The organism is Nocardioides sp. LHD-245 (genome assembly GCF_030929495.1).
Classification (GTDB): Bacteria; Actinomycetota; Actinomycetes; order Propionibacteriales; family Nocardioidaceae; genus Nocardioides.
Window position 1 is genome coordinate 95,885 of the sequence record NZ_JAVFWN010000019.1, and the last position, 23,353, is coordinate 119,237.

Consider the following 23,353-nt stretch of genomic DNA (forward strand, 5'->3'; position numbering starts at 1 on the left):
TCACCCGTGTGAACCCGCCGCGGCGGCGTACTGAACGAGCATGGCCCACAACCAGACCCTGCACTTCACCACGCCCGGACTCGACGAGAAGGCGGCCGGACGCGTCGTCGAGCTGCTCCAGAGCCGCCTCGACGCCTGCACCGACCTGCACCTGACGCTCAAGCACGTGCACTGGAACGTCGTCGGACCGCACTTCATCGCCGTCCACGAGATGCTCGACCCCCAGGTCGACACGGTCCGTGGCTTCGCCGACGCCCTCGCCGAGCGCATCGCGACCCTCGGCGGGTCTCCCCAGGGCACGCCCGGCGCACTCGTCGAGCGACGGCCCTGGGACGACTACGCAATCGGGCGCGCCACGACCCAGCAGCACCTGGCTGCCCTCGACGTCGTCTACCAGGGAGTGATCTCGACCTACCGCGACGGCATCAAGGAGCTCGACGACCTCGACCTGGTCACCCAGGACATGTTCATCGCCCAGACCGAGCAGCTGGAGCTCTTCCACTGGTTCATCCGGGCCCATCTCGAGGACACCGGCGGCCGGCTCAGCACGGCCGGCGACGTCACCGAGGAGGACGCCGCCGCGGACGCCTGAGCGCGCTCAGGCCTTCTCGCAGGCGATGCCGTCCTTGTCGCGGTCGCTCTTCGCGTTGGCCTTGTAGAGCTTGGCGTTGCGCGTGAAGTTGGTGACCTTGGTTCCCGACGTCTTGTCGACCGCGCCGGGCTTGCCGACGCCGTGCGGGTAGACCTTGTTGAGCGCCGTGCAGTTCCGGTAGGTCTTCGGTGCGGCCGCGTCCGCCGGTGAGGCGAGCGCGAGCGAGGTGGGCGCCATCAGGGCGACGGCGGCGAGGACAGCGGCGATACGACGACTCTTCACGGCGCCGCAGCCTAGGTCGCCCCCGCCCGGTCTGTCCGGCGAATGCGGGAGGTCGCGCGTCCGGGCGGCCGCCGTACCCTCGTCGCATGCGGTTCTGGGACGACCGGGTCGTGCCGGTCATGGTCGACAAGATGCTCTCCACCGGCCCCGTGCACAAGGAGCGCCGGGCCGTGTGCGCGGGCCTGTCCGGCCGGGTGCTCGAGGTCGGCTTCGGGTCCGGGCTCAACATCACCCACTACCCGGCGGGCGTCGGCGAGGTCGCCGCGGTGGAGCCCTCCGACCGCGGCTGGGAGATGTCGCGCGGGCGTCGGGACAGCGCGCCGATCCCGGTCGCCCGGATCGGGCTGGACGGCCAGGACATCGCCGCCGACGACCACGCCTTCGACCACGCGCTCATCACCTTCTCCCTGTGCACGATCCCGGACCCGGCACGCGCCCTGCGCGAGGTACGCCGCCTGGTGCGGCCCGGCGGCACCCTCGCCTTCCTCGAGCACGGCCTCTCCCCCGACGCGCGGATCGCCCGCTGGCAGCGGCGTCTCGACCCGATCGAGAAGCGTGTGGCCGGCGGCTGCCACCTGACCCGCGACGTGCCGAGCCTGCTCGGCGACGCCGGGCTCGACATCGCGACGCTGGAGACGAAGTACCTGCCCGGGCCGGCGGTCATGCGCCCCTGGGGCTATCTCTACCGCGGCACCGCGACGACGCCCTCCTGAGCGCATCGCCCCGACGCGAGACAGCCCCCGATCCGCTTCCGCGGGCGGGGGCTGTCTGTTCCCGGTGGGCGATACTGGGTTCGAACCAGTGACCTCTTCGGTGTGAACGAAGCGCGCTACCACTGCGCCAATCGCCCGGAGCGGAACCGAGAGGAACCGCGGTCGGAGACTCTAACGCATCCCCCGACCGCGGTTCGCATCGGGACCCTCAGCCGAGGTGGTGCACCTCCTGCAGGCGGTGCACCGGGGTGTCGATGCCGACGTGCCGGGCCTTGAGCTGCAGGGCCAGGTAGAGCGAGTAGTGCCGCGACTGGTGCAGGTTGCCGCCGTGGAACCAGAGGTTCTCCTGCTGGGTCGGCTTCCACATGTTGCGCTGCTCGCCCTCCCACGGGCCGGGGTCCTTGGTCGTGTCGGAGCCCAGGCCCCACACCTTGCCGACCCGGTCCGCGACCTCCTGGCTGATCAGGTCGGCGGCCCAGCCGTTCATCGAGCCGTAGCCGGTGGCGTAGACGACGAGGTCGGCGGGCAGCTCGGTCCCGTCCGCCAGTACGACGGCCGACTCGGTCAACCGCGCCACCTGGCCGTGCGCCAGCTTCACGTCGCCGTTGGCCACCAGCTCCGCGGCGCCCACGTCGATGTAGTAGCCCGAGCCGCGGCGCAGGTACTTCATGAACAGGCCCGAGCCGTCGTCACCCCAGTCGAGGTCGAAGCCGGCGGCGCTCATCCGGTCGTAGAAGTCCTGGTCGCGCTCGCGCATCTTGTCGTACAGCGGGATCTGGAACTCGTGCATGATCTTGTACGGCAGCGAGGCGAAGACCAGGTCGGCCTTCTCGGTGGTCATCCCGGCGTCGAGCGCCCGCTCGGAGTAGAGGTCGCCGAGACCGATGTCCATCAGGGTGTCGCTCTTGACGATGTGCGTCGACGAGCGCTGCACCATCGTCACGTCGGCACCGGTTTCCCACAGCGCGCCGCAGATGTCGAACGCGGAGTTGTTGCTGCCGATGACCGCGACCTTCTTGCCGGCGTACGCGTCCGGGCCGGGGTGCTGCGAGGAGTGGTGCTGCTCGCCCTGGAAGACGTCGGCGCCCGGGTAGGACGGCACGTTGGGCTTGCCCGACATGCCGGTCGCCATCACCAGGTGCGTGGGTTTGAGGACGAGGGGCTTGCCCTCGCGCTCGAGGTGGACGGTCCACTCCCCGGTGCTCTCGTCGTACGCGGCGGACGTTGCCACCGTGTTCGACCAGTACGGCACCTCCATCACCCGGGTGTAGAACTCGAGCCAGTCGCCGACCTTGTCCTTGGGCGCGAAGACCGGCCAGTTGTCGGGGAACTTGAGGTACGGCAGGTGGTCGTACCAGACCGGGTCGTGCAGGCACAGCGACTTGTAGCGGTTGCGCCATTGGTCACCGGGGCGCGGATGCTTGTCGATCACGAGGGCGGGTACGCCGAGCTGGCGCAGCCGCGCGCCGAGCGCGATGCCGCCCTGGCCGCCGCCGACGACCAGGACGTAGGGCTGGGTGTCGACGCCGAGCGCGGCGTCCTCGGCCTGCCGCTTCTCCAGCCAGGTCACCCGCTCCCGGGTCGCGCCGTGCTCGGCACCCATCGGTCGCCGTACGCCCTTGGGCTCCTCGTGTCCCTTGATCTCGTAGAGGGTGGTGAGGAAGGTCCACGCCTTCGGGCCGTCCTCGTCGATCACCCGGACCAGTCCACGGCCGCGGCCCACGGAGGTCTCGAACTCGAACCACGCCGTGGTGACGCCGTCGGCGGTGTCGGCGGGCTCGGTGAGCCGGAAGCCGCGCGGGTCGACACGATCGAGCGTGCTCGTGAGCAGGTCGGCGACCCCGGCGGGGTCCTCGACGGTGGTGAGGTTCCAGGAGAAGGCGATCAGGTCGCGCCAGAAGCTGGTCGCGGCGAAGAGGCCGGCGGCCCGGTCGACGTCGCGGGCGGTCAGGGCGTTCTCGAAGGCGGCGAACCAGGCGGTCGCCGGGTCGGAGCTGTCGGTGGCGGCCGCGGTGACGGGCCGGTCGTCGAGTTGGGTCATGCCGAGAAGTCGACCTCCGGACCGCCACTGCCGGGAACCGTTGCACGTTGTTGCATGTGGCCCCGATCACATCGCACCGCCTACGGTGATGACATGGCCACGCACGACCTCGCGATGCGGGCCCGCGACCTGGTCCGGATCCACGACGCGGTGCTCTCCGGCTCCGCGCCGCCGGAGCGGCCGCGCGCGGTCGTGGCGCGCTCGTGGAGCCGCGTGATCAGCCTCGGCGTCGACCCCGACGGCCGCAACGGGCGCGACCCGCTCACGCCCGCCGACGTCGACGAGCGACGCCGTACCTCGCGCCTGGCGCTGGTCATCGACGAGATCCGCGAGCTGCTGCTCTCGGCCGCCGACGCGTCGAACTACCTCGTCGTCGTGACCGACGCCGACGGCATCGTGCTGTGGCGCAGCGGCTCGCCCCGGGTGAAGCGCCAGGCCGACGGCCTCGGATTCACCGAGGGCGCCCTGTGGACCGAGGGTGCCGTCGGCACGAACGCCATCGGCACCGCCCTCGCGGAGGCGGCACCGGTGCAGCTGTTCTCGGCCGAGCACTTCGAGAACGCCCAGGTGCCCTGGTACTGCACCGCCTCCCCCATCCACGACCCGATCGACGGCTCGCTGCTCGGGATCGTCGACGTCAGCGGCCCCGCACTGACCCTGCATCCGGCGATCGAGGCGCTGGTCACGGCGTCGGTCCGACTCGCCGAGGCGCGCCTGTGGCGCCACCACGAGGAGCGTCTCGAGCAGTTGCGGCGTACGGCGGAGCCGCTGCTGTCCGGCGCCAACGGGCCACTGCTCGTGGTCGACGACCACGGCTGGGTCGCCGCGCACCAGGGTGTCGCCGTACGCGACCGGGTGGAGGCGCCGCAGGCCGATCGCGCGCTCGCCGTGCCCGGCCTGGGGCTGTGCCTGCCCGAGCGGCTCCGCGGCGGCTGGCTGATCCGCCCGTCGTCGGACCGGGTGCTCGCGGCCGTGCTCGACCTCGGGACGTCCCCGGCGACGCTCGAGGTGCGCGGGGGCGACGCGCCGTGGCGGGTGGCGCTGACGCCGCGGCACGCCGAGCTGCTGACCGCGATCGCGGCGGCCGGGCCGCGCGGCATGTCCGCCGGGCAGCTCAGCGCCGCGCTGTACGGCGACGGTGAGCGGCAGGTGACCGTCCGGGCCGAGATCTCCCGGCTACGCCGCGTGCTCGGCGCCCTGCTCGCCACCAACCCGTACCGGCTCGGCGACGGGGTGACGCTGACCGTCGTCGACCCGCTGACACGATGACCCGATGACCCGAGACGTCCTGCTCGTCCTCGCGGCGGTGAGCACCGGCCTGTCCGCGGGCGTGTTCCTGCTCTACGCGCACACCGTCATGCCGGGGCTGCGCCGTACCGACGACCGCACCTTCGTCGGCGCGTTCCAGGCCTTGGATCGGGCGATCATCAACCCGGTCTTCCTGCTCGGGAGCTTCTTCGGCGCACCGCTCCTGCTCGCCGTCGGCGCCGGGCTCAGTCTCTCCGGCCCGGAGCAGGACGCGCTCCCCTGGCTGCTCGCGGCTCTCGTCCTGCATCTCGTCGTCGTGGCGATCACCGTCGCCGTGCACCTGCCGCTCAACGACCGGCTCAAGGCCGCAGGAGATCCGGCGGCGATCGACGTGGCCGCGGCGCGGGCGGAGTTCTCGGAGGGCCGCTGGGTGCGCGCCAACCACATCCGTGTGGTGCTGGACGTCGCCGCCTTCGCGGCCGTGTGCGTCGCCCTCGTCGTGGGTCGCTGACGCTCAGCGGTCGAGACCGAGGAGCTCGGCCTCCCGCGCCCGCCAGGCAGCCGCGGCCGCGCTCGTCACCGGTCCGGGGGCCGACAGCTCGCGGTCGTCCCAGCGGTGCACGCCCTGCACGTCGCGGGTCGTCGAGACCAGGAAGATCTCGTCGGCCGCGGCCGCCGCCTCCATCGGCTCGTCCACCTCCCGCGCGCCGAACCACTCGAGCACCAACGCCCGCGTGACACCGGCCAGGCAGCCGCTGGACAGCGTCGGCGTCCGCACCTCGCCGTCCACGACGTAGAAGACATTGGTGCCGGTGCCCTCGCACAGATTCCCCGCCAGGTTGCCGAAGACGGCCTCGCTGGCCCCCTTCTCGCGCGCCGCTGCCAGCGCGACCACGTTCTCGGCGTACGACGTCGTCTTCAGCCCGGCCAGGGGGCCCCGCTCGTTGCGCGGCCACGGCACCGTGATCACGGCCGTCGTCTCCGGCGCCGGCTGCATCGGCGCGGCGACCACGATGACGGTCAGCGGGTCGGCACCGCGCCCACTGCCCAGCGGGGCATTGCCGCCCGTGACGGTGATCCGCAGCCGACCGAGCGCCAGCAGGTCCCCGTCGAGGACGGCAGCGACCCCTCGTCGTACGTCATCGAGGTCGAGGCCCTCCAGCCCGAGCCCGCGCGCCGAGCGGGCCAGCCGGTCGAGGTGCCGCCGCAACGCGAACGGCCGTCCGTGGACCACCTTCACCGCCTCGAACACCGCGTCCCCCACGGTCAGCCCGTGGTCGGTCACCGGCACCGCCGGAGCCGTCGGGTCGGACAGGAGTCGGCCGTTGATCCACACGCGCATAGGACCAGCGTAGGAGGCCCCGACATGCCGAAGGTGGACCCCCGTTTTGGCGCCGTTCACGGGATCGGCTAATGTTCTCAACCGCACCACCGAGCGGGTCGAAAGGCCGGCGAAAGCGGTGCGATGCGGACGTAGCTCAGTTGGTAGAGCGCAACCTTGCCAAGGTTGAGGTCGCGAGTTCGAGCCTCGTCGTCCGCTCGGAGTGGTCAGACCCACTGCCTGACCAGGCCAGTGTGTAGGGCCATCGCGGTGGGTTGGCCGAGAGGCGAGGCAACGGACTGCAAATCCGTGTACACGGGTTCAAATCCCGTACCCACCTCCACCACAACTCCACAGGGGCGATTGGCGCAGCGGTAGCGCGCTTCCTTGACACGGAAGAGGTCACTGGTTCAAACCCAGTATCGCCCACCATGAGGCACAGGCCCCCTGACCAGCGGAAACGCAGGTCAGGGGGCCTTTCTCGTCCCCCAGCGCATCGGATATGCATCGCTCCGTGCGCCTCACGTGCGCCGGAGATGTGATTTCGGATCACTGGCGCCGCGATGCCACCTAGGGACTCCCCTACTCGATCCGCCCCGTCTTGCGCGCCCAGGTCTCGATGTCGACCTTGAGCCACACCGGCCCCATTGCGAGCGTGTCGTACGGCGGGGGGAAGCTGGCGGACTTCGCGAGCTGGGTGACGCGCTGGCGGGTCACGCCGAGGAGCTCGGCAACCTCCGCGACCCCCATCAGATGTTCGGGCATGTCCACACTTTACATCATAAATGCCCTTGGGGTACGGTCTCTTTACGTCGTAAATAGCGATGCGGCCTCGGACCAGAGATTGCAGCTCCGGCCCGAGGCCTCGGAACCAGTCCCCAGGAGGACCAGACCGTGACCGAATCATCCATGACCGGACGGCGGGGAAGCCAGCCGGTCCAGGACAGCACCAACGACACCGAGGCGAGCACCGACCTCACGACGTGGCGATACGACGACCTGCTTGAGAAGCTGCGCCGCATTGAGGAGGCCGAGGACTGGCCGGCGTCGGCCATGAAGACCGAGACCGCCGTCGGCCGCGAACTGAAGCGGCGGGGCGTGTGCGAGGACTCGCGACGCGTGTACGGCTGCCCGCCGTGGTGCGTCCGCTGGGACCACTACGCGGAGGTGTTCGTCGATGGCGACAGCGCTCTGCACTACGGGCCGACCTTCGGGGCCTTCACGCCGCAGGCGCTCGGCGACGGGCTCCTCACGGTCGACGCGCTCAGCGACGAGGCGGAGGACCTGGACGCCCCCAGCCTCAGGAGGCTCGCCGCTGACGCCCTGGCCGCCGCTGAGTGGATGGACCCTTCGCCAGCCCCCGAGCAGCGTGACGTGGACGAGCTGCGTCGGCTGCTGGACCTGCTGGAGTCGTACACCAGCAACGACCAGAAGGCCCGCTACCTGCTGACGTGCAACTGGCTGCGTAACCGTCTCGCGCGGCGCCAGAGCGACGCAGAGCTGATGGACGCGCTGTACGTCCGGCTGACCGGGAAGGGGGCTGCGGCATGACGACGGACAACCCGATTGGGGTCACCAAGGAGCAGGCCACGACGTGCCCTGACTGGTGCACGTCCGATCACGACGAGGGGCCGCCGTTCGGCTACCACTGGGGGCCGGAGTTCGGAGGGATCAAGGTGACCTGGTCACCGCTCGACCCAGCCGTTGCTCCGGAGCGGGAGTGGGCTGCCCACCTCGACCTGCTGCACTACTGGGAGGGGTTCGGCACGGACGACACGCTGACCGCGCCGGAATTACGGTCTCTCGCAGTTGACGCGTCGGCTGCCGCGGAGTGGCTGGAGGCTCACCAGTGAGCGCGGAGGCCGGCTCGGTCGCCAGCGGGCTCGCCCTGCTCAGGGCCGCGGGGGCTCGGGTGGTCCCGCTGGAGGACTTCGACCACCTGGCGTGCTGGGTGCGGGAGTTCGGAATCCTCCTGGTCGCGTCCGACCTGACGCCCGACGAGTGGGAGACCCTGGTCGAGGAGTACCTGCCGGAGATCTTGAAGGAGTGCGCGGCGCCCTCCTGATCCGACCGCCCCAACCCCAGCGACCCCTGGCCCCTCGCGGCCGGGGGTCGCTGCCGTTCCGGGGGTTCTGTCGGGCCTCCCCTGCACGCTGTCGCCGTGAACGAGCAACTCGACGCCTACATGGCGCGCAAGACCCGGTCGACGCCCTTGGCAGGTGCTCGATGACCGGCGAGGAACGGCGCCCGGTCACAGGGCTGAGCGATGAGTACTTCGACCGGGCGGTGGCGCCCGCTCCGGACCTCTCGCCTGAGCAGGCCGAGGAGCTGCGGCGGATCCTCGGCGGCCCGATCGAGGAGCTCAGTGGACGGAAGCTCGCACGGCCCGCCCGCATGCCAGCCGACCGCTCGGCGAAGGCCCAGCCGGCGGTTGACGCGGGGATAGCGGGGCAGCGGGAGGCTGGGCCGGCCGAGGTCGAGGTGGAGGTGGAGATCGGCCACGGCCAGGCGTCTCATCCTGGCAGGGCCACGGAGCGCCGCCATCAGAGTGCCGGGAGCATTGTGTCGGAGGGCCGATCTACCGTCCGCTGCATGAGGATGCGCACCAACAGGATCACCTTCACCGTCGACGCCATCAGCCAGGTGACCGACATCGGCGAGCTCGCGAAGATCGCCCACCTGATCGGCTACGACGTGACGATCGCTCCTGCCGACGAGAACTACGAAGAGGTCGGCACAGCAGCGACCTTCTTCCGAGAGGGCCTCGCTGACGCCGACGAGGACATCGTCTCTCTGGCGATCGTGTCCGCCGTGTCACAGGGGTTGAGCGGTACGCAGATGGTCGAGCTCCTTGAGCGAGAGCTGAGGGCGAGGTGCTTCCCTATGGACAAGCCCCTCGATGACGCGTTCTCCCTGGGGCAACCTCCCGAGGATCACGCGCACTGAGCGTCCCTTCGCCATCAGAACGTCGCCGCCATCACGCCGTTGGCCCGTGCGTAGTCGATCTTCATCACGATCTCCCGGCCCTGCTGCAGCAGCGACGCCTCCTCCGCCGTGAGCTTCACCGTGAGCGTCTGGCTGCTGGCGTTGCCGGAGTTCGCGAGGTATGTCGCCTTGGCCTCCAGCGCCGGGTCGCCGAAGCCGCGGGTCAGGCTCGTCGCGGCACGGGCGCCGGCTCGGCTGGCGACCGTGTCGTCGATCCCGATGTCGAGGCCGCGCATCACGTCGTCGCCGATGTCGCGGAAGACCCGCGAGGGGGACTTGACCTTGAGCTTGATCTTCACCGTGTTCGTCAGCGCGGCGGCGATGGCGGCGGCGGCGGCCTGGACCGCGGCCAGTTGGGACTCCAGGCCGTTCACCAGGCCCTGCGCGGCGTCGATTCCGGCCTGCTTGTAGCGCGCAGCCATGTTGTCGCCGAGCACGCCGCCAGCGGCGACGAGGCGGTCCTGCAGCCGGTTCATCTGCCGGATAGCCGAGTCGCCACCGAGGGAGATCGCTTCCGCGGTGGCCAGCGCGGCTTCCGGGCCGGCGGCGAGCATCTGCTCGATCTGCCCCTGGGACAGTCCCTTGGCAGCGAGCTCCTCCATCAGGCGCTGGAAGTTCTCCGCCTGCACGGCCTTGTCCTCGAGCTGATTGAGCAGCAGGTCGATCGAGACCCCGCTGCCTTGGCTCGCCAGGATGCGGGCGAGCGTCTCCGGCTGGTCGGCGAACTTCTTCTCCAACGCCTTCAGCTGCTCGTCCGACATGCCCTCGACGCGGCCGAGCTGGGTGACGTCGCCGGTTGCCGTGATCGTGTTGCGGATGGCGTCGGCATACTCCCGCTGGGCCTGCTTCGCGGCGCGCAGTTGGTCGTACGCCGCCTGCTCCTTCTCGACCTTCTCGCCGAGCAGGTCGTTGATCCGGTCCTGTTCCTTGCCGTTCGCGACCAGCTGGTCGTACTGCCCCTTGAGGGACTTCAGCACCGCTGCCTCGCGCTTCTCCTCGCGCTGCTGGCCGTTCCTACCCTTGCCCGGCTTGATCGCCTTCTCGATCTCCCGTGTCAGGTTCTCCAGGGCCTTGTCGATCTCATCTGATCCCTTGGTCACCTCCGAGAAGATCCCGTCCAGCGCGCCCTTCGCGAGCTTCGTGCCCGCACGACCGACGACCGGGGTGGTGGCCTCCATGCCGCCGGCCAGGCCTTCGCCCAGCATCCGGCCGAGGTAGGTGGTCTCCTTCGACGGGGACTCGATCCCACCCTCGTCCCTCGCACCCTTGATCGCCTGGCGGACGGCCGAGCGCATGATCACTTCGAGCGCCGCGCCGGTGCCGGCCATGCCGTTGAGGAGACCCTGCTTCAGCGCGTCGCCGACCTGGGTCGAGGCGTCGGCCTCGGTCTTGGCGTTGTTGATCGACTTCTTGACCGCACGCACGTAGGGGGCGAGGTTCGGCTTGGCCTCCTCGATCGCGTTGAGCTTCTTGATGATCAGCTTCTTCTCGCGGTCGCTGATGCTGGCGCCCTGGTCGAGCGCCTGCTGCAACCCCTGCACCCAGCCCTTCAGCGGGACCTTGACGTTGCCGACGGTGCTGAGCCTGGTGGCGAGCTTGTCGATGTCGCCCTTGGTCTTCGCCAGGCCCTCGGTCTTGATCAGGGTGCGGAGCTGGTCAGGGGTGAGGCCGTAGGTCTTGTTCAGCTCGCGGACTTGCTTGCCGGTCAGGTCGACACCGGGCGCGGAGACGATCGCCTTGATGTTGTCGAAGCTCTGCAGAGCCTTGTAGTCACCGATGAGCCGGACGGCGTCCTGCCCAGTCTGCGCGAGGCCACTGTCCTCGAAGTGGGTGCGGATCTCCTTGGGGAACTGCTTGTACTGCGTGACCGTGAGCCCCAGCTTGGTGGCGAGATCCTGCACCTGGGCTCCGTGGTCGGAGATCGCGGCGCCGGATTCCCTGACGCGCTGGTTGAAGGTGTCCTGGGCGATCTTCGCCTCGTCGACGGCGCCCTTGGCATCGAGCCAGGCGCTGCGGTAGCGGTCGATCTCCCCGGGCTCGAGGGCGTCGCCGTTCTTGATGACCTGGCCGGTTGCGGTGACGAGGTCCTTAGCGCCGTCGGCGACGTCGTCGTACGCGGCCTTGGCCTGGTCGGCGACCTTCTGCAGGGTGCCGAGCTGGCCGGCCAGTGCCTGGTCGACGACACGCTGTGCGTTGGCCTGGCCCATCGCCGCCGAGACGACGGTGTCCATCGAGACGCCGAGCTCTCGGAGTCGCGCGATGTCGGCGTCGAGCTTCCCGTCCTTGCCGGTGAACGACGCCTTGACCGCTGCGCGGGCCGTTTCTCCGTACGCGTTCTTGACGCCCAGCAGCGCCTCGCGCAGGTTGTCGGCGTCAGCCTTCGCCTCGTCGAAGCCCTGGCTGCGCAACAGCTCCAGCCGGGTAGCCTCGGCCTCCGCGGCTGTCTCGCCGAAGGCCCCGGCGAGCGCGGACAGGCCGCCGCCGACGCCCGCACCGACGAGCGCGCCTACCGGACCGAACATGGCGCCAATGCCGGCGCCGCCAGCAGCGCCCTGCAGCACGCTGCCGAAGTTGGCGCCCTCGTCGGCAGCGGCAGAGAGCCCCGAGGTCAGGGCGACGAGGCCTCCTACCCCCGCGACGGTCTTGACGCCGGCGCCGAGCTTGCCCATCGCGGTGCCGGTGAGCTGAGTGCGCGTCTCGGTGTACGACAGCTCGGCCCGCAGCTGCTTGAGCTTCGCGACCTGCAGAGTCGTGGCCGTGGTGGCGGCGCCGATGCCGGCAGTGAGCTTCGGCACCACAAGCGCGGCGATACCGGCCTGCACAGCGAACTGCTCGACCGGGTCGGGCAGGTCCGCGAACAGGCTCACGGCGTCGCCGACGAGCTCGGTGGTCGCCTTGAGCGGCGGCAGGACCGCGCCCTTGATCGTGCCGCCGAAGTCAGCGATCTCGTCCCGGTTCGTCTCGATCCACCCGGCTAGGTCATCGAGTGCGGGCACGAGATCGTCGGAGGCCCAGTCGGCGGCCTCGGAGAGCGCGGGGATCAGGAGCTTGCCGAACTTCGCTTCGAGGTCGGTGACCTTGGCGCCGAGGCGCTGACCCTTGCCGGCAATGGTGTCCGACTCGCGGCCGAACTGGCCAGCAGCGTCCTTGCTCTGGCGGAACAGCAGCTCGAGGCGGGCTTGCTGCTCGGCCGTCTTCTTCGCCGAGCCCTCCAGCTTGTCGAGCCCTCGGGCCGCCATACGGGCGTTCACGTCGCTCTGCTTGATGCTGATGCCGTAGCGCTCGATCGGGTCGGCCTCGCCGCGCAGGAGCGAGTTGACGGACTCGATGGCCTCTCGGGTCGACCCGCCGTAGGTCGCGGCGAGGTCGGCAGCACGCCGGTTGAGCTTGTCGGTGAGGTCGGTGACCTGCTTCAGCGGCGTGCCGGCGTTCTTGAGCATCGCGCCAGTGACCGTCGAGAGCTCGCGGTACTCGTTCGCCGAGACACCGATCGCCTCGGACGCGTCCATCGACCGCCCGATCACGGTGTCGGCGTACCGCTTGAAGACCGCCTCGGTGGCGCCGAGGGACTGCTCGGCAGAGGAGGCGGCTTTGACGCTGTCGATGCCCAACTTCGTGACCGCAGCACCCGCAGCGAGGAACCCGGCGCCGGCGAGCTTCTTCGCATGGGAGCCCAGGCGGTCCATGGCGCCAGCCGTCTGGTTGAACTCCCGGCGGGCCTGGGAGCCCGACGCGAGTATCGCGATCTTGACCGGGCCGGCCATCAGGCCATCGCCTTGAGATCGGCCGACTCGTCGAGCAGCCGCCACCAGCGCTCGGCAGGCAACGTGCCTTGGGTGTCCAGCTCGCGCGCAAGGTCGAGTACGCGGCGCCGGTGGGTGTGGAGGATGCGCTGGGTGTCGAGCGCCAGGAGCTGCCGGTGTGCCGCCGCGAGCTCGAGGTCGCCCAGGTGCACCGCCTCAAGCAGGACCTCCACTTGAGCGTTGTCGGTGTCGGGGCCGTCGAGGCGCGTGACGGGATCTGCGCCGTGGAACATCTTGGTGGCGACCTCGCCGGCCAGGAGCATCGTGACCTGGCATTCGACCCAGCGGCGCGCGGCATCGGGGGCCTGAGAGAGTGGCGTCCAGTAGGGCCAGTCCGCGTTGAAGTGTGACACCGGCGGCCGTCCCGATGCACACGCACCGTCGTACAGGCCCGGGAACGGGATCACGGTGATCTCCCCTGGGTCGACGAAGCCGCACGCCCACGCGGCGACCGCATGCCCGGCCTCGTGCACCGCGACGAACGACGGCAGCGGCTGCCCGCTCACCGCTCGGCCCTCATCGCGTCCACGGCGTCACAGCGCCGTACCTGCAGGATCTTCGTGCCGGGCAGCACCCGGCTCCGGAGGGTCCCGTCGTCGATGAGCCGACGTACCGTCACCGACGAGCCGAAGAGCGAAGCCGCCTGAGCCAGGGAGAGCCAGTCCTTCGGCGCGGAGGTGGCCGGCCGCGCGCTCGGCTCGCGGCGAACTGCGGCAACGAGGCGATTGCGCTGCGTATCGGTCAGCGGCGGGCCCTCGTCGAGCACACGCCGGATGCGGTCCTCGAGGGAGAGGACGTTGTACTCGGCCCGCAGCTCGTTGACGCGGGCCGAAGTGACAGGCGACGGGGCTCGCCGGTGGGCGGCCTCTGCCGACGCCAGATGGGCGCGGGCGGTTCGCAGGGTCGGGTGCACGGTCAACACTCCTGGGGGAGCTGCTGCGCCGCGCACGTGCGCTGTACTGCGGGCCTGACGGCCGGTGCGTCTCGGGTCGAGCGGTGGTCTAAGTCTAGACGGCCGAGGAGGGTGCCATCCGGGGCGACACGCGCAGATCGGGAGCCGGCGCGCACCAGAGCGAGCACCGCCTTCAGCTCGACGAGGTGCCGAGCCCGCGGTCGGCACCTGCACGGCAGGCCGAACACCGGCACGCTCGCGGTGAGCAGCACCCCGACGCCCGAGCAGCGGCGCAGGACCAGCCCGGCGCCCGGGACCGACACGACGACGCCCACGAGCCGCGGCCGGCGGCCGGCTGCGTCGCAGTAGAGGCGGAGCACGGGGGCGCGGATGGCCCGGATCGTCGCGTTGTCCGCCGTCACGACGGACCGCCGCCTGCGAGCCAGTCCGCCAGTCGCTTGAGGCTCGCCAGATGGGTGTCGAGACCGCCGATGACCTCGTCAATCTCGGCGTCGGCGCCGAAGGGGTGCCGGTCCTCGAGCACGTCGATGTCGCCAGGCAGCAGCTCAATCATGGCTTCAAGGTCGGCGACTACCGCCTCCCGCGTCGTGTGCGTGGCGGCCAGTCGTACGACGTCGGTGCGCATCTCCTGGCGGCCCTTCTTCGACGGCCGCCGACTGGCCGCCTTTCGACACCGCGGCGAGTCTGGGCAGAACTTCGCGCGGGCCGACGTCGTCTCGAAGGTCCGCCCGCACTCGGCGCACGTCACCGCCCTCAGCCGCGGCACGCCGGCACCGTCCCCGCCGTGACAAGCATCGTGACCGTGACCGCGTCACTGTGACAACGATCGGGCCGGGTGGGGGCTTGGAGACGGCGGCGGTCCGCGAGAACCGAGGTCAGGCCGCCAACGGGGTACCCCGGGGGTCTCAGAGCTTGGCCATCGGCGCTCCTCATCACTTCCGCCTCCTGCGGCCGGCCCGCTTCTGCACCAGCTGATGCCGGGCACGGGCGAAGCCGGCGCGGTAGGCAATCTGCTCAGCGTCGATCACGTCAAGGACGGCCGACTGCTCCTCGATGCTCAGCCCGTGGCCCAGCTGGTCCGCCACGGCAGCGCAGCGCCGCTCGAGCAGCGCGACGCCCAGGGCAGCCTCCAGGGCGAGCCACGCGTGTTGGACACCGCGGGCGTCGTAGTACTGGCGAAGGCCGGCGACGCTGGCGATCATCGCGTGTAGCTCAGGATCGCCGAGGCCGGCCAGGTCGGCGGGGTCGATGGTCGTCATCCGCACGCCTCGCATCGCACCCGCGAGACCGGCGGGCGTTCGAGGTGGACCACGCAGCCACAGAGAGCGCACGTGGTCGACCAACGGGCGGAATTGGCCGGGGCCGGCGTGCTCGGTCTGGCCTCGGCCCGCAGGGCACGGAACGCCACCGTACGCAGGTCGAGATCGCGCAGCGGTACCCGGCGCTCGCAGCCGTCGCAGCACAGGATCGGCGCACCGTCGACCGCGCCGATATGCAGCTGCAGGTCAGCGCCGGTGCACGGCACCTGGTGCTTGAACCAGCTGACCAGCTCTTCGGGCACCGCGCGCGTAGCGCGGCGGATCAGGTCGGGCTCGGTCATCTCTCGTCGTTCCTCTCGTCGTCGGTGTCGGGCGGGTCGTCGGGCTCGGCCTGGGCGGGACGTGGCAGGAGTACGACGGGTCGTGCCCGTGGCGCCCACAGGCACCAGCTCAGGTGCGGGCGATAGACGGTGCGATCTGCCCGGACCAGGAGCGGCACGTGGCAGTGCTCGCAGCGGGCCTCGTCGGTCGTCATGCCGTCGCCTCCTGCGGACCACCGAGGGGGGTTGCAGGGAGTGCGGGGAAAGGCGGGAGGTCCAGCCCTCCCTTACCCCCTAAATACAGTGCGAAATCGCTAGTAGGGGTTGTAGGGCTCCCGTAACTCCCCGCACTCCCCGCAACTTCTGCCCTGCTGGCCTGCTCGACTCGCCAGACTTTCGCCTTGGTGTGGGCGTCGAGACGGGATCGGACGGCTCGTCTGTCGGCCCAGCGGCCCTCGCGGTTGCGCAGCCATTTCCCGAGTACGCGCGCCGCAGCTGCAGGGTTCGCTGCCGGGACCTTCTCCGCGAGCGGTCCGGGCAGCTCGTCGAGCGAGATCCGGCTCGCGTCGAGGGGTTGCCCAGGCATCTCGTAGGTGGCGACCCTCCCCAGCAGGTCTCGGGCGGCCCACTCGCTGCTGCCGAAGACGCGCTCGGCCGCGGCGAGGAAGGTGCCCCACTCCTCGTCGTCCGAGCCCTCCTTCTGCCGCTCCGCGCCTAGGTGACCGGCGGTACCGGCGATGCCAGCGTGCTGAAGGATCCCGTTCACGACCTGGAGCCAGGTGCCGTAGTCGTCTGTGCTGGCTCGGTCCGGGACCGGTCGGCCTGCGATGACCCATGCGCGGATCATCACCAGGAGCGCGTGAAGCAGCTGGCCGCGCCGCTCTCGCGTCCACGCCCGGAGGTCCGGGATCGCGAACCCGACGCGACGTTCAGGGTTCGGGGTGGCGGGGTCGATGGTGACCCACAGCGTGCGCCGTACCAGGTCGCCGCCGAGCTCGAGGTTGTTGCCGGTGATCACCCAGGTGCGGTCGTTGCGCCGCACGATCTGCTCCGACTTGCCGAGCCGTCGATCGCTCCACAGCGACGCGGTGAGCAGGCCAGCCAGCACCGACGAGCGCAGCACGCCACTGACGTTGTCGAACTCGACGATCGGCGCCGCAGTCGTGTCCAGAATGGCCGTGATCTGCTTGGAGAACTCCTCCTCGCTGGCCGGCGTCTCCGAACGCAGGACGCCACCATGGACGATGCGCAGCAGCTCGGCGAGCAGGGACTTCCCGGAGCCGCGCTCGGGAGCGCCGATCGCGATCATCTTGTACGGCGGCGGCACGACGGCGCGCAGCAGCGGGCTCAACAACCCCGCCAGGTAGTTCGCGCGGTCGTGGTCGGTGAGGAACGGGAACTCGCCGATCATTTGCAGCACCAGCGCCGCCGCGGCCGAGACCTGGTCAAGCGTCGGCGCCGACGGCACAGGCGGCACGACCAGGCCGGAAGCAGGGAGGAACAGCAGCCCCGTCGCGTCGTCGTACCCCGGCTGGTCGAGCACGGTGCCGTCGGCACGCACCATCGGCGTGTGCGTGACCCCCACGAGCTCGCGCAGGTTCGGTGCCAGGTCGATGGCCTTGACGATGGAGGTCGCCGCCTCACCGGGGAACATCGCCGGCTTGTCGGCCTTCGTGCGGACGTCGTACCGGAAGGGCGCGTACCGCCCTTGGACCTGCGCCGCGAGCGTTGGTGCGTCCACTCGCCGCACCTGAACGGGACCGTCCTCGTCGTGCGTCCGGGTTGTCAACGGCTGGTAGCCGTCCTGACCGATCGCGGGAGCGTGTGAGAGGTACCCACCTCGAGCGAACAGGCCGGCGAGCGGCGTGCCCTCCCGGCCCACCTCAAGACGCAGCCACTCCGTCGCGAGTGCGGGATTCGAGACGTTGACCGGCGTACGGGAGCCCCCTTCCGCGGGGGCGTCAGCTTCCCCCGGCGTTCCTGCCTCCCCGGTTGCTCGTGAAGCCGCGATCTGGTCGATGTCGAAGCCGAGTCGTGCCCACCCTTCCGCGTCGCGCTCGGACGCGGGGCGCAGGTCCGGTATCGGTGCCGGGTCACCGCGCCAGGCCTGCGCACGCCACTTCTGCTCGACGTCGTCGAACCCCCAGCTCTCGTCAACCGGCGCGGCCTCGCAGAAGGCCTCCCGCGCGACGTCCAAGGTCAGCGGCGACCACTCGGCACGCGCGAACTTGCCGAGCCGCCAGGCAGCATCGGCCTGGAGCTTCTCCCAGCCGCGGCCCTGCGCGTCGGTCTGGCTCGGCGCCCAGTCGGCCGACGCCACCAGCTCGGCCCGGATGCCGTCGACCGCCGCGGCGACGTAGCGCGAAAGCTGCTGCTGCTGCTCGGCCGGAAGGGCAGCGAACGGCGGCCCGATGTACGGCGTGCCGTCTGCCGCAGGCTGCCCGACGGACGAACGTACCTGACCGATCAGCGCACGGAGCGCCGTCCCGGACTCATCGATGCGCTCACCCCGCTGGACGGCCGCCAGCCGGGCCAGGTCGGGCGGCTGGATCCAGCGGTAAGGCTCCGGCTGGCCGGTTACCTTCGAGGTGCGCACGGTCGGCGCGATGAAGGCGAAGCCGCGACCTTCGCCCTCGGCATCGCCAGACTTCACGTCGACCCCGGGCAACGTGTCGTCGAGGCTGTGCACCCCGAGCGGCCGGATGAAGCTGTGCACGCCCCCAGACGGCGTCGTGGCGACGGCGTACGCCGTCGGGATCTGACCATCCAGTGGGGCGAGATCACCGCCCTTGTACAGGTCGACGTCGAGCAGGTCGAGGCCTAGGCCCATAACGGCGCATAGCGCGTAGCCGGGGGCCCAAGCGTCGACGACGGCAGGGTCGGCCCGGGTCTGTTGCCACGCCGAGGGCAGCCGATAGCCGATCTTGCGGCCGGGGTCGGGAGGGGCGACGAACACCGGTACGCCGGCCGCGGCGAGCGCCCGGGCGACATCGAGGGCGTAGGCCTGCTCCTCGGTCAGGGAGGGCGCGATCGGGTGGGGGATCTGCTGAGTGGTCACGCGCTCGCCACCTTCCCGCACGGCAGATCGAGGGTTCGAGCTGTTCTGTCGGAAGGTTGGAGCAGGATGACCCTGTGCCGATTGTGACTGTCGTGAAGAACCTGCCCACCGAGCCGACAACGGAAGTGGCCAAGCAGCAGCTCGCTCTCTTCATGACGGAGCTGCTCGAGCTGTGGGTCGCCAACCACGGGACGTTCCTCGCAGGTCTCAAGTTCCACTACCTCGCCTTCCCGCCCGGGGCCTACGCACCCTCGAAGGCCGGCGTCGTGCGTGACGCCACAGCGTTCGAGAAGGGGGCTGGTCAGGTGCGCTGGGCGTTCGCGATGACCGACGACACGCCTCCTCCGGACACCCCGCGGGAGTACGGGCTGTGGACGCTCAAGCCGGACCCGAGCTTCTTCCCCGACGGCGTGTAGTCCTGCTCGCCGGGCCATCAGATCCACCGCAGTTCGAACGGCTCACCGAGCAGGGGATCCTGGAGTCGCGCCGCCAGTTCCTCGTCGATCTCGCCAAGGGCAAGCGCGCACGCGATGACCTGGTCGCCAGACAGGGTGAGCTGCAGGTGCGGCATATTCATCTGGCTGCTCACCCGGGCCGACAAGGCCCTGAGGTAGGAGAGCTCGCCGCACCGGGGACATGCGTGGCTCGCGCTGCCGGCGGGCGTGGAGTACTGCTTCCTGCAGAGGCAGTCACACAGCCAGCGCTTGCCGGCGCCGACGGCCGCGAGCGTCGCCGCGCTGTCGGGATGCAGCTCGGCCTGGGCGCTCATCGCGACCACCGGTGTCCGCACGCAACCCCAAGGTTGCAGCGACGGCAGGTGCCGCAGTCCAGGCACACCCGCTCCCGATGGGCACACCGGTCGCACAGCACGCACGCCGGCGCGCACCCTTCCGGGTCACACAACTCATCGGTCTCGCGTCGTACGCTGGCCTCGATCTTGATTGGCGTCGGGATCTCAGCCGCCTCGTTGGTCGCGGGGCGGCTTTCTCGTGCCGTCATGCAGCGTCACCGCCAGCGGCCGGGATCCGGGTCATGAGGGCGTCGAGCTCGTTGAGGTCGACACGGATGACGCGCTTCCCCATCCGGTAGCCGGTCAGACTGCCGTCGGAGATCCGGCGGCGGATGGTCTTGGTGCAGACGTCGGCGTACTCCGCAGCATGCGGAATGCTCGCCAATCGACGCTTCGAGAGGGCGGCTTTGAGAGCCATGATGCGCTTACCTCCAGGGCAGGATGAACCTGCACCCGCTGAGGTGCGCTGGACTTACCCAGACATTATGCGACCGAGCGCGACCAATGACAAGCGTGTGATTCCTGCGTCGGCCACCTTCGATAGCGCTCGGTCAGTTCGCCCCGCCTTGCGCATTGCTTCCCGGTCGCCAGCACCAAACTCGTCTCGAAGCGCCCACAGCGTCGCCATCCCCTGTCGGTTGGCTCCCAGCCTGTCTCCGCCGATCACATCGAGGCCGCAGCGCGGGCAGCGCAGGCGATGACGTTCGGCCACACGGTTCAGGACGCCCAGCAGTTCGGGGCGCGTCTCGTTGGTCGCAGCGTCTTCAGGAAGCGTTAGACGTTGCGTTGTCACGTGAGGTCCGCCGGGTAGCCATACCTCGAACGGCCCTCCCCTGGAGGACGTCAGGAACCCGATGAACTCGCCGTCGTGCGATGCCTCGTCGCACCAAACCTCGATAGTTCGAGGGCCAATGTCCGTCCGGGCACGGGTGCGCGGGTCGTATTCGGACCATCGCCTGGGCAGGTCTCCCGACGTCCCGTACGGGTCCGCGCTGCCGCTCACAACTCCACGCCCTGGGCCATCTCGGAGAGCCGCCGTGCGATCTCTTGGTCACGCTCGGCGGCCGCATGCTGGTACCGCAGTGCCGCTGCCGGGGTCGAGTGCCCGAGGCGCCCCATGAGCTCGGCGAGGGTGGCGCCTGTCTGGGCGGCGAGAACCGCGCCTGTGTGCCTCAGGTCGTGGAAGCGTAGGTCCTCGCGGCCAGCGGCTTGCCGCGCGGCGTACCAGCCCCATCCTGCGCGTTTGACGCTGCCGTCCTTCGCCAGGACCGCCGCCTTCCCGTAGAAGGTGCTCGGCGCCAAGTGCTCCCCAATCGACGTCGCGAACAGCAGTCCGTCGCGGCCGGCCGCGGTGTGCTCGAGCAGGTGCGCGCGGACCATCGGCAGTACATGAGGTGGGATCGCCACGTCACGCACGCCCGCGTCGGACTTCGGCGCCTTCGTGACGACGCCGGCGGACTTCGACCGGACCACTCCCCTTCGCACGTGCAGGACACCAGCCCTGGTGTCAACGTCCTTGCGTCGAAGCTCGGCGAGCTCGCCGAACCGGAGAGCGCACCACGAGGCGAGGAGAACCATCAGGCGGTGTCGATCGGGCATCGCGCCGACGATCTGCTCAAGCTCGGCCAGGGTGGCGGGCTTGACCTTCTTCGCCCGTGTGGTCGAGCCGCCGCCGCGGACCTTCGCGGGGTTCGCGGTCTTGATCACACCCCGGTCGACGGCGGTGCCAAGAATGGTCCGGAGCAGCGAGTAGGCGTGCGCCTGTGTCGTCGGCCGACCGACAGCGCAGAGCTCGTACCAGTGGTCGACCATCTCAGGCGTGATCGACGTTAGGGCGACATCGGCGAAGGTCGGGTTGATGTGCTCGTCGAGCAGCGCTTGGTAGTGGTCGAGCGTGCGAGCGGCGAGAGGCCGGCCCTTGACCTTGCGGCCCGCGAGCCACGCCTCGGAGTAGGCGCCGAAGGTGAGCCGGCTGCGGACCTTGGCCGCTCGGACTTTGGGTGGCTCCCACGTCTCGGGCGACTCGGTCAGGATCCGCTCATTGCGGAGCCACAGTTGCGCGGTCTCCTTGTCTTCGAAGGTCGAGGGCGCAGTGTGGAGCTTGCCATCGGGACCGGTGTAGCGCGCCTGGTGGCGACCGCTGCGCATCAGCGTGACCTGCCCGAACGATCGGCGCTTCTGGTCCGTCGCCATGGGCTCATCCCCCTCGTCCGATGCATCGTCCGTGCATCGGTTCTGAGTCTAGGCGAGTCTCCCTGAGTCCACCTATCCAACACGCCACTGGTACCGATTCACCCAGCACAGAGGCGGTTTGAGCAGGTCAAGCCCAGTGACGTGTAAGCGCGGGCGTACTGGTTCAAACCCAGTATCGCCCACCAAGTTTCCGCAGGTCAGAGCAGGATTTTCGGATCCGGATCTGAAGTCGGGAACATACGGGGAACAAGGAGCGGCCAGATCTGGCCGCTCCTGTCCTTGTTTACTGACCGGTTGGCTCTCATGAAGTGCGGCTCCATCCCTCGCTCACCAGCCAGCCGGCGAGCCATTGGATCTCGTCGGCAGGCGGCACGTCGAAGCCGATGTTGAATCGTCACGCTCGGCCTCGTAGCCAAGGCGGATCGCCGCCGCCAGGTCGAGCGCCTGGCGTGTGAAGTCTGGATCGACCTCGGAAGTGCCTTAGTCGGCGACCACGGCCATCCGGCTCAGGGTTGCCCAGTACCGCGATCCGTTGTCTGGCCGCAGAGCATTGAGGCGCTGAGCTTCCTGCTCGACAGAACCCTCGTCATCCAGAACCTTCACCACCGAGATCAGCATTGAGATGTCGACGTCGTGCTCTGAGAGGTATTCGTCGTAGCGCACAATCGGGTACACATGCCGCTTCTTCACGCCGCAATGATCGCCCGTCGGGCGCGTTGATAGCGAACGCGTTCTGTTCGTGGCCCGCCGTTGGCTGACAAGATTGACCGGTGGACGACGTCGAGCGCGAGGACTTCATCAGCGAGATGTACGCGCTTGTCTTCGAAGAAGGGCTTCTCTACGAGGCGCCGCTCGGCGCGATCGACCGACTGCCGTCGGGAGACGTCGTCCACGGGCCGTGGGACCGAAACGACTGCGGGCAGGTACTTGGGCGTTGGCACGCCGAGGGGCTGATCGGACTGTGGGTAAGGAAGCCGGCCGAGACCGACTACGAGGTTTCGGCTGCGGACGCGACTGAAGTGCTGAACTCTCCTCAACGCTGGCGACCGGAGACGGAGGAGGGCCTCGCATCCGTCGCGCTGACCGACGCTGGGGCCGAAGTCTCGTACGAGCGGTGGCGCGAGCTCGCGCTGGCGAGCCCCGCCGAAGGCTGACCGGGTCAGCGCCAGTTGCCCACGGGCTTCGCGTCGATGAAGCGTTCGATCGAATCGGCCTTGATCCGCAACGTCTTGCGGCCGAGACGCACGGCTTCGAGTTGGCCGTCGGCAATGTAGCGCCGGACGGTCCGCGTCGACACAGCGAGTGCGTCGGCGGCGTCGTTAAGGGTGACGAGACGTCGGGTGAGGGTGGCGGGCATGGCGGACTCCGAGGTCACGGCGGACGCCGTTCGTCCGCTCTTGTCCCTCAAGGCCGCACGGCTGCGTCGAGTGGCCACGTTTCATCCACGCCGCCGACCATGTGAGCCTTCGGCAGCGTGTCAGGGCTACGCGTAGCCGAACTCCTCGCGGATTCGCTCAATGCCGGTCGCCAGGGCGGTCGCGACGGCCTCGTCGATGGGACCGAGTACTTCGACGACGCGTTCCGGGGTCACGGCTGTCCGCCACTTCAGCAACTCCGAAATGTACTTCTCATACTCGTCGTCCGGTGTGCCGTAGTCCTTGATGTGACCCCAGGGGTCGAGGTCGGCGAAGAGTCGCGTCATCGCCAATCGGTAGTGGTCAAGTCCCGCGTAGTGGTGTAGCGCTGCGTGCTCCTCGATGAGGTGTCAGGCGGTCAGCGCGGGCAGGTCATCAGCTCCGATCTCGGGTTCGGTGGTGGGCACGATGTTGACGCGG

29 protein-coding genes and 4 tRNA genes are annotated in these 23,353 nt (G+C 69.7%); 13 read left to right on the forward strand and 20 right to left on the reverse strand.

Translation table 11 applies throughout. From position 1 onward, the window contains the following. The first annotated feature begins 40 nt into the window (after positions 1–40). Positions 41–592, forward strand: a complete 552-nt coding sequence (locus RB608_RS24750) for a DNA starvation/stationary phase protection protein (RefSeq protein ID WP_308090750.1) — start codon at positions 41–43, stop codon at positions 590–592. 6 nt (positions 593–598) lie between these two features. Here RB608_RS24750 and RB608_RS24755 read toward each other — a convergent pair whose 3' ends face one another. Then, positions 599–874, reverse strand: coding sequence for an excalibur calcium-binding domain-containing protein (locus RB608_RS24755; protein ID WP_308090751.1), 276 nt, complete (start codon positions 872–874; stop codon positions 599–601). Between the two features lie 86 nt (positions 875–960). Here RB608_RS24755 and RB608_RS24760 point away from each other — a divergent pair, with 86 nt between their 5' ends. Further along, the gene (locus RB608_RS24760; protein ID WP_308090752.1) at positions 961–1,587 is read left to right on the forward strand and encodes a class I SAM-dependent methyltransferase; all 627 of its coding nucleotides are present in this window, start codon (positions 961–963) and stop codon (positions 1,585–1,587) included. A 65-nt stretch (positions 1,588–1,652) separates the two neighbouring features. Here the strand turns inward: RB608_RS24760 and RB608_RS24765 are convergent. Further along, positions 1,653–1,724, reverse strand: a tRNA-Val gene (locus RB608_RS24765). Positions 1,725–1,795: 71 nt separating this feature from the next. Further along, positions 1,796–3,628 carry an NAD(P)/FAD-dependent oxidoreductase gene (locus RB608_RS24770; protein WP_308090753.1) on the reverse strand — a complete coding sequence of 611 codons (1,833 nt, stop codon included), beginning with the start codon at positions 3,626–3,628 and terminating at the stop codon, positions 1,796–1,798. Between the two features lie 93 nt (positions 3,629–3,721). Here RB608_RS24770 and RB608_RS24775 point away from each other — a divergent pair, with 93 nt between their 5' ends. Together RB608_RS24775 and RB608_RS24780 are read left to right on the forward strand one after the other, a co-directional pair. Further along, positions 3,722–4,897: a GAF domain-containing protein gene (locus tag RB608_RS24775; protein ID WP_308090754.1), complete on the forward strand. Its 1,176-nt coding sequence runs from the start codon at positions 3,722–3,724 to the stop codon at positions 4,895–4,897. Between the two features lie 4 nt (positions 4,898–4,901). Beyond that, on the forward strand, positions 4,902–5,387 hold the full coding sequence (locus tag RB608_RS24780) for an anthrone oxygenase family protein (RefSeq protein ID WP_308090755.1): 486 nt from the start codon (positions 4,902–4,904) through the stop codon (positions 5,385–5,387). A 3-nt stretch (positions 5,388–5,390) separates the two neighbouring features. Here the strand turns inward: RB608_RS24780 and RB608_RS24785 are convergent, their stop codons facing one another. Then, entirely contained in the window at positions 5,391–6,218 is an 828-nt protein-coding gene (locus tag RB608_RS24785) for an aminotransferase class IV (protein WP_308090756.1), read from the reverse strand. Between the two features lie 125 nt (positions 6,219–6,343). Between RB608_RS24785 and RB608_RS24790 the strand changes: the two genes are divergently transcribed. From RB608_RS24790 to RB608_RS24800, 3 genes are all read left to right on the forward strand, one after another. Continuing rightward, positions 6,344–6,416 (forward strand) — tRNA-Gly (locus RB608_RS24790). Positions 6,417–6,466: 50 nt separating this feature from the next. Then, positions 6,467–6,540, forward strand: a tRNA-Cys gene (locus RB608_RS24795). 14 nt (positions 6,541–6,554) lie between these two features. Beyond that, positions 6,555–6,629, forward strand: a tRNA-Val gene (locus tag RB608_RS24800). Between the two features lie 150 nt (positions 6,630–6,779). Here RB608_RS24800 and RB608_RS24805 read toward each other — a convergent pair. After that, positions 6,780–6,962: a DNA-binding protein gene (locus RB608_RS24805; protein ID WP_308090757.1), complete on the reverse strand. Its 183-nt coding sequence runs from the start codon at positions 6,960–6,962 to the stop codon at positions 6,780–6,782. A gap of 129 nt (positions 6,963–7,091) precedes the next feature. Here RB608_RS24805 and RB608_RS24810 point away from each other — a divergent pair, with 129 nt between their 5' ends. From RB608_RS24810 to RB608_RS24825, 4 genes are all read left to right on the forward strand, one after another. Continuing rightward, entirely contained in the window at positions 7,092–7,748 is a 657-nt protein-coding gene (locus RB608_RS24810) for a hypothetical protein (RefSeq protein ID WP_308090758.1), read from the forward strand. Further along, a complete protein-coding gene (locus RB608_RS24815) occupies positions 7,745–8,050 on the forward strand; it encodes a hypothetical protein (protein WP_308090759.1) in 306 nt (101 codons plus the stop codon). Before RB608_RS24810 ends, RB608_RS24815 begins: the two co-directional genes overlap by 4 nt. Beyond that, on the forward strand, positions 8,047–8,262 hold the full coding sequence (locus RB608_RS24820; RefSeq protein ID WP_308090760.1) for a hypothetical protein: 216 nt from the start codon (positions 8,047–8,049) through the stop codon (positions 8,260–8,262). The genes RB608_RS24815 and RB608_RS24820 overlap by 4 nt, the downstream gene beginning before the upstream one ends. 161 nt (positions 8,263–8,423) lie before the next feature. Next, a complete protein-coding gene (locus RB608_RS24825; protein WP_308090761.1) occupies positions 8,424–9,143 on the forward strand; it encodes a hypothetical protein in 720 nt (239 codons plus the stop codon). 14 nt (positions 9,144–9,157) lie between these two features. On the opposite strand, the gene RB608_RS24830 is transcribed toward RB608_RS24825, so the two are convergent. The 9 genes from RB608_RS24830 to RB608_RS24870 all read right to left on the reverse strand — a co-directional run bounded on the left by RB608_RS24830 (position 9,158) and on the right by RB608_RS24870 (position 18,535). Next, the gene (locus RB608_RS24830; protein WP_308090762.1) at positions 9,158–12,946 is read right to left on the reverse strand and encodes a hypothetical protein; all 3,789 of its coding nucleotides are present in this window, start codon (positions 12,944–12,946) and stop codon (positions 9,158–9,160) included. Further along, positions 12,946–13,491 (reverse strand): hypothetical protein, encoded by a 546-nt coding sequence (locus RB608_RS24835; protein WP_308090763.1) that lies wholly within the window; start codon positions 13,489–13,491, stop codon positions 12,946–12,948. Before RB608_RS24835 ends, RB608_RS24830 begins: the two co-directional genes overlap by 1 nt. Continuing rightward, a complete protein-coding gene (locus tag RB608_RS24840; RefSeq protein ID WP_308090764.1) occupies positions 13,488–13,898 on the reverse strand; it encodes a hypothetical protein in 411 nt (136 codons plus the stop codon). Before RB608_RS24840 ends, RB608_RS24835 begins: the two co-directional genes overlap by 4 nt. 2 nt (positions 13,899–13,900) lie before the next feature. Further along, positions 13,901–14,299, reverse strand: coding sequence for a hypothetical protein (locus RB608_RS24845; protein WP_308090765.1), 399 nt, complete (start codon positions 14,297–14,299; stop codon positions 13,901–13,903). Next, entirely contained in the window at positions 14,296–14,523 is a 228-nt protein-coding gene (locus RB608_RS24850) for a hypothetical protein (RefSeq protein WP_308090766.1), read from the reverse strand. Before RB608_RS24850 ends, RB608_RS24845 begins: the two co-directional genes overlap by 4 nt. 307 nt (positions 14,524–14,830) lie before the next feature. Beyond that, positions 14,831–15,157: a hypothetical protein gene (locus tag RB608_RS24855; RefSeq protein ID WP_308090767.1), complete on the reverse strand. Its 327-nt coding sequence runs from the start codon at positions 15,155–15,157 to the stop codon at positions 14,831–14,833. After that, the gene (locus tag RB608_RS24860) at positions 15,154–15,498 is read right to left on the reverse strand and encodes a hypothetical protein (RefSeq protein ID WP_308090768.1); all 345 of its coding nucleotides are present in this window, start codon (positions 15,496–15,498) and stop codon (positions 15,154–15,156) included. The genes RB608_RS24855 and RB608_RS24860 overlap by 4 nt, the downstream gene beginning before the upstream one ends. Beyond that, positions 15,495–15,692: a hypothetical protein gene (locus tag RB608_RS24865; protein ID WP_308090769.1), complete on the reverse strand. Its 198-nt coding sequence runs from the start codon at positions 15,690–15,692 to the stop codon at positions 15,495–15,497. Before RB608_RS24865 ends, RB608_RS24860 begins: the two co-directional genes overlap by 4 nt. Then, positions 15,689–18,535 carry a hypothetical protein gene (locus RB608_RS24870; protein WP_308090770.1) on the reverse strand — a complete coding sequence of 949 codons (2,847 nt, stop codon included), beginning with the start codon at positions 18,533–18,535 and terminating at the stop codon, positions 15,689–15,691. The genes RB608_RS24865 and RB608_RS24870 overlap by 4 nt, the downstream gene beginning before the upstream one ends. A gap of 92 nt (positions 18,536–18,627) precedes the next feature. On the opposite strand from RB608_RS24870, the gene RB608_RS24875 reads away from it, so the two are divergent. After that, complete coding sequence (locus tag RB608_RS24875; RefSeq protein WP_308090771.1) at positions 18,628–18,951, forward strand: hypothetical protein; 324 nt, start codon at positions 18,628–18,630, stop codon at positions 18,949–18,951. Positions 18,952–18,968: 17 nt separating this feature from the next. Here the strand turns inward: RB608_RS24875 and RB608_RS24880 are convergent, their stop codons facing one another. The 4 genes from RB608_RS24880 to RB608_RS24895 form a co-directional block, all read right to left on the reverse strand. Beyond that, positions 18,969–19,304 (reverse strand): hypothetical protein, encoded by a 336-nt coding sequence (locus RB608_RS24880; protein ID WP_308090772.1) that lies wholly within the window; start codon positions 19,302–19,304, stop codon positions 18,969–18,971. A 226-nt stretch (positions 19,305–19,530) separates the two neighbouring features. Then, complete coding sequence (locus RB608_RS24885; protein WP_308090773.1) at positions 19,531–19,743, reverse strand: helix-turn-helix domain-containing protein; 213 nt, start codon at positions 19,741–19,743, stop codon at positions 19,531–19,533. 581 nt (positions 19,744–20,324) lie between these two features. Beyond that, on the reverse strand, positions 20,325–21,518 hold the full coding sequence (locus RB608_RS24890) for a site-specific integrase (protein WP_308090774.1): 1,194 nt from the start codon (positions 21,516–21,518) through the stop codon (positions 20,325–20,327). A 480-nt stretch (positions 21,519–21,998) separates the two neighbouring features. Beyond that, positions 21,999–22,208, reverse strand: a complete 210-nt coding sequence (locus tag RB608_RS24895) for a hypothetical protein (protein ID WP_308090775.1) — start codon at positions 22,206–22,208, stop codon at positions 21,999–22,001. 80 nt (positions 22,209–22,288) lie between these two features. On the opposite strand from RB608_RS24895, the gene RB608_RS24900 reads away from it, so the two are divergent. After that, complete coding sequence (locus tag RB608_RS24900) at positions 22,289–22,672, forward strand: hypothetical protein (RefSeq protein WP_308090776.1); 384 nt, start codon at positions 22,289–22,291, stop codon at positions 22,670–22,672. A 5-nt stretch (positions 22,673–22,677) separates the two neighbouring features. Here the strand turns inward: RB608_RS24900 and RB608_RS24905 are convergent, their stop codons facing one another. Then, positions 22,678–22,875 (reverse strand): helix-turn-helix domain-containing protein, encoded by a 198-nt coding sequence (locus tag RB608_RS24905; RefSeq protein ID WP_308090777.1) that lies wholly within the window; start codon positions 22,873–22,875, stop codon positions 22,678–22,680. 126 nt (positions 22,876–23,001) lie between these two features. Beyond that, positions 23,002–23,220, reverse strand: coding sequence for a hypothetical protein (locus RB608_RS24910; protein ID WP_308090778.1), 219 nt, complete (start codon positions 23,218–23,220; stop codon positions 23,002–23,004). Between the last annotated feature and the right edge of the window lie 133 nt (positions 23,221–23,353).

What these genes read in the sequence shown, in the direction of transcription:
- RB608_RS24850 (WP_308090766.1), bottom strand. Translation starts at nt 14,523, where the DNA reads ATGCGCACCGACGTCGTACGACTGGCCGCCACGCACACGACGCGGGAG.
- RB608_RS24760 (WP_308090752.1), top strand. Translation starts at nt 961, where the DNA reads ATGCGGTTCTGGGACGACCGGGTCGTGCCGGTCATGGTCGACAAGATG.
- RB608_RS24830 (WP_308090762.1), bottom strand. Translation starts at nt 12,946, where the DNA reads ATGGCCGGCCCGGTCAAGATCGCGATACTCGCGTCGGGCTCCCAGGCC.
- RB608_RS24825 (WP_308090761.1), top strand. Translation starts at nt 8,424, where the DNA reads ATGACCGGCGAGGAACGGCGCCCGGTCACAGGGCTGAGCGATGAGTAC.
- RB608_RS24910 (WP_308090778.1), bottom strand. Translation starts at nt 23,220, where the DNA reads ATGACGCGACTCTTCGCCGACCTCGACCCCTGGGGTCACATCAAGGAC.
- RB608_RS24770 (WP_308090753.1), bottom strand. Translation starts at nt 3,628, where the DNA reads ATGACCCAACTCGACGACCGGCCCGTCACCGCGGCCGCCACCGACAGC.
- RB608_RS24815 (WP_308090759.1), top strand. Translation starts at nt 7,745, where the DNA reads ATGACGACGGACAACCCGATTGGGGTCACCAAGGAGCAGGCCACGACG.
- RB608_RS24880 (WP_308090772.1), bottom strand. Translation starts at nt 19,304, where the DNA reads ATGAGCGCCCAGGCCGAGCTGCATCCCGACAGCGCGGCGACGCTCGCG.
- RB608_RS24865 (WP_308090769.1), bottom strand. Translation starts at nt 15,692, where the DNA reads ATGACGACCGACGAGGCCCGCTGCGAGCACTGCCACGTGCCGCTCCTG.
- RB608_RS24785 (WP_308090756.1), bottom strand. Translation starts at nt 6,218, where the DNA reads ATGCGCGTGTGGATCAACGGCCGACTCCTGTCCGACCCGACGGCTCCG.
- RB608_RS24750 (WP_308090750.1), top strand. Translation starts at nt 41, where the DNA reads ATGGCCCACAACCAGACCCTGCACTTCACCACGCCCGGACTCGACGAG.
- RB608_RS24905 (WP_308090777.1), bottom strand. Translation starts at nt 22,875, where the DNA reads ATGCCCGCCACCCTCACCCGACGTCTCGTCACCCTTAACGACGCCGCC.
- RB608_RS24775 (WP_308090754.1), top strand. Translation starts at nt 3,722, where the DNA reads ATGGCCACGCACGACCTCGCGATGCGGGCCCGCGACCTGGTCCGGATC.
- RB608_RS24780 (WP_308090755.1), top strand. Translation starts at nt 4,902, where the DNA reads ATGACCCGAGACGTCCTGCTCGTCCTCGCGGCGGTGAGCACCGGCCTG.
- RB608_RS24860 (WP_308090768.1), bottom strand. Translation starts at nt 15,498, where the DNA reads ATGACCGAGCCCGACCTGATCCGCCGCGCTACGCGCGCGGTGCCCGAA.
- RB608_RS24885 (WP_308090773.1), bottom strand. Translation starts at nt 19,743, where the DNA reads ATGGCTCTCAAAGCCGCCCTCTCGAAGCGTCGATTGGCGAGCATTCCG.
- RB608_RS24805 (WP_308090757.1), bottom strand. Translation starts at nt 6,962, where the DNA reads ATGCCCGAACATCTGATGGGGGTCGCGGAGGTTGCCGAGCTCCTCGGC.
- RB608_RS24890 (WP_308090774.1), bottom strand. Translation starts at nt 21,518, where the DNA reads ATGGCGACGGACCAGAAGCGCCGATCGTTCGGGCAGGTCACGCTGATG.
- RB608_RS24855 (WP_308090767.1), bottom strand. Translation starts at nt 15,157, where the DNA reads ATGACGACCATCGACCCCGCCGACCTGGCCGGCCTCGGCGATCCTGAG.